The following is a 2,598-nucleotide window of genomic DNA, read 5'->3' as shown; positions in this document are numbered from 1 at the left end:
TTTTTTTGTGTAATACCGTCCATATTAGGAAAGTTGTTTTTAGACAATTCCTAACAGGGGTTACCGATGTATTTGCTGTTCAGTGGTGAGGGCCCCACCGATATGGGGCAAGTAACGGTCGCGAATGAAGTCTGTGAATGAGATCAGTTTCAGCCAGGCCCGATGGCCTGGTTTGTCGATCAGTGGGTAGAGCGCAAAGCCTGCCTTTCTCATATTGAGCACGACCTGTGTGGGTTTATCCCCAAATCGCAGCTGGAGGCAAGAGCCAAAGCCAACGCCTCCAGAAAAGCCATTGGGCTGCGTGGCAAGAAACACCCCGAACATGAGACTCGTTACTATTCAAAAATGCCAGGGCTATGGCTCAAATTGCCAAAGAAAGGCCAGCATTCAGTGATGATAAGGTGATTGCTGTGCTGTTTCGGGATGGGGATGGTACCCAGTCTTCAGGGCGAGGGGAGTGGAAGGCAAAATACCAATCCATGTTGGTTCCTTTGAGGGCTATCCCCTGCTCTTCAGAACAGTTTCAAGACGCAAGTTGAGAAAGTTAAGGCCTGCAGACAGGAAGGTTCGTGAGCTTGTTTACAGGCTTTTGGGCATAACCGTAAATCGCTCCAGCCTCGCACCATAGGCCTCCATCTCATCTGCAGTTAATTCTGTCCCCCTGGCGTCATAGGGTAACTCCATCGATAAATGCCAATAATCAGCGCCTGAATCGCATACCGCTGCTGCCAGATGGACTGGCAAAAGACCAATAACCACATCACCGGGTTTGATCATTGAAAGATCCAGGTGACTCAGGATGATATCGACAGGGAACTTTTGTCTGTTCAGCCAGACCAAAGCTCCGGGATGTCTGGTAATAAAAAAATTAGCCATAATGTGTAATTGTTATGTAGAACATACCTACATATTAGGGATACATTGATACGTTGGAAGTAACACAAGCTTGCCAGCTGCCTTTAAGGACCATTCTAGTTTTACATTATCAGTGTTCACTTTTTTCATGACCAGGTCGCTCAGACTGGCCTCATTTATGTATGGGGCGATCGCTACCGGGCAACTCTCTGTGGAGGTAATTGTTGAAACACCGTAACCATGGCAAACAGATCTTACTGGTGGCCTCTGGCATGTCGCCCCAGGTGTTAACAGAAACGCTCTATGCACTTATTCATCAGGAGAATCCGTTCCTGCCGGATGAGATTCATATGGTCACTACGGCTGTTGGCAGGGACAAGGCCGCCAGGGAATTGTTGCATGACAGTAACGGCTACTTTTACCATTTCTGTCGAGATTATGGATTTACTTCAGGAGTGTTCCAGGCCAGTGACATCCATACCATCAGGGATCTGCATGGGCGTGAATTAAGCGACATTAAAACACCGGAAGATAATGAGGCGGCAGCAGATACGATTACCGCATTGATTGCCAGCCTGACAACAGACCCGAATACTACCCTGCACGTTTCTCTGGCCGGAGGGCGTAAAACCATGAGTTATTACACCGGTTATGCCCTTTCTCTTTATGGGCGAAGACAAGATCAGCTGTCCCACGTTCTTATATCCGATGGTTATGAGAGCTGTCCAGACTTCTATTATCCAACGCCTGTTACTCAAATGATCACCAGCCATCAGGGTGAGAGTCTTGATGCCTCAAAGGCCCGGGTCACACTGGCAAAAATTCCCTTTGTCCGGTTACGTGAAGATCTGCCAACCCGCTTTCTTGAAGGGACAGCGGGATTCAGTGAAACCGTACGCCGTATGGGTAAAGTGGATGAGCCGAGACAGTTGGAGCTGGATATCAAACAACGTCAGGTATCGTTATCCGGGATCAAATTTGATTTGTCCGCAAGGGAGCTGGAGCTTGCTTTTCTGCTGATGTTTGTCCGCAACCTGGAAGGCGATGATGAAGGCTTTGAGGTTCCCCGCAAACGTGCAGCACAGTTTGATATCAGCAAACACTACCTGCAGGCACTGTGTGAATTGAAAAATGTTGAATACACACTGCAATGGCCAGAATTAAAAAATAAGTTAACCGACGCAGATGTTCAGCTTCGAACTCTCTCCAGTTTGGAGAATAGCGACGGAACCAACAGTGCAATGAAAGACAGTTTTTATAGCCAGCGACGGAGAGAGTTACACATAATATTTCGTCACGAGTTGGGATCGCAATTAGCAGAATGCTATCTGCCACAGCCCAAAGACGGTCGGGGTGGTTATCATGGCCTGAACCTCAAGGCCGGACAAATCAAAATCATTGAATAAGAACAATATCATCAGAAAGGGAGTTCATGATGATTACAGGACTGAATATTTCTGACCGTATGGTGACGACTCATCGTTGAAGCCGATCCGAAATTACCATCATAAGGACTGTAGCAAAATGACAACAATACTCCTGGCAGAGAGGTTTTCCCTCTGGTTGCCCGTTATCAAATCAGTACTCCCATGTTTCTGGGGGATGCAAGAAGTGATGCGTGGACAGAAAAGATACGGCCATCATCCCTGAAAGGTGCGCTGCGCTTCTGGTGGCGGGCATTAAACTGGGGGCCAGGGCGATAGAATCGGCCTTACGATCGTTCCAATCAAGGCTAATTTAAAC

General features: G+C 47.7%; 4 protein-coding genes. 3 read left to right on the top strand and 1 reads right to left on the bottom strand.

What is annotated here, in order from left to right:
• The first annotated feature begins 162 nt into the window (after nt 1-162).
• A complete protein-coding gene (locus KDK14_RS01960) occupies nt 163-405 on the top strand; it encodes a hypothetical protein (RefSeq protein WP_257263337.1) in 243 nt (80 codons plus the stop codon).
• Between the two features lie 174 nt (nt 406-579).
• On the opposite strand, the gene csx16 is transcribed toward KDK14_RS01960, so the two are convergent.
• Complete coding sequence (csx16, locus tag KDK14_RS01955) at nt 580-876, bottom strand: CRISPR-associated protein Csx16 (RefSeq protein ID WP_257263336.1); 297 nt, start codon at nt 874-876, stop codon at nt 580-582.
• Between the two features lie 203 nt (nt 877-1,079).
• Here csx16 and csm6 point away from each other — a divergent pair, with 203 nt between their 5' ends.
• Nucleotides 1,080-2,261, top strand: coding sequence for a CRISPR-associated ring nuclease Csm6 (csm6, locus tag KDK14_RS01950; protein ID WP_257263335.1), 1,182 nt, complete (start codon nt 1,080-1,082; stop codon nt 2,259-2,261).
• A gap of 183 nt (nt 2,262-2,444) precedes the next feature.
• Complete coding sequence (locus tag KDK14_RS21575; RefSeq protein ID WP_373691017.1) at nt 2,445-2,558, top strand: RAMP superfamily CRISPR-associated protein; 114 nt, start codon at nt 2,445-2,447, stop codon at nt 2,556-2,558.
• The last annotated feature ends 40 nt before the right edge of the window (nt 2,559-2,598 follow it).

The sequence above is a fragment of the Endozoicomonas sp. ONNA2 genome, from assembly GCF_024606365.1.
Taxonomy (GTDB): Bacteria; Pseudomonadota; Gammaproteobacteria; order Pseudomonadales; family Endozoicomonadaceae; genus Endozoicomonas.
This window is presented reverse-complemented; position numbering and strand designations above follow the sequence as displayed.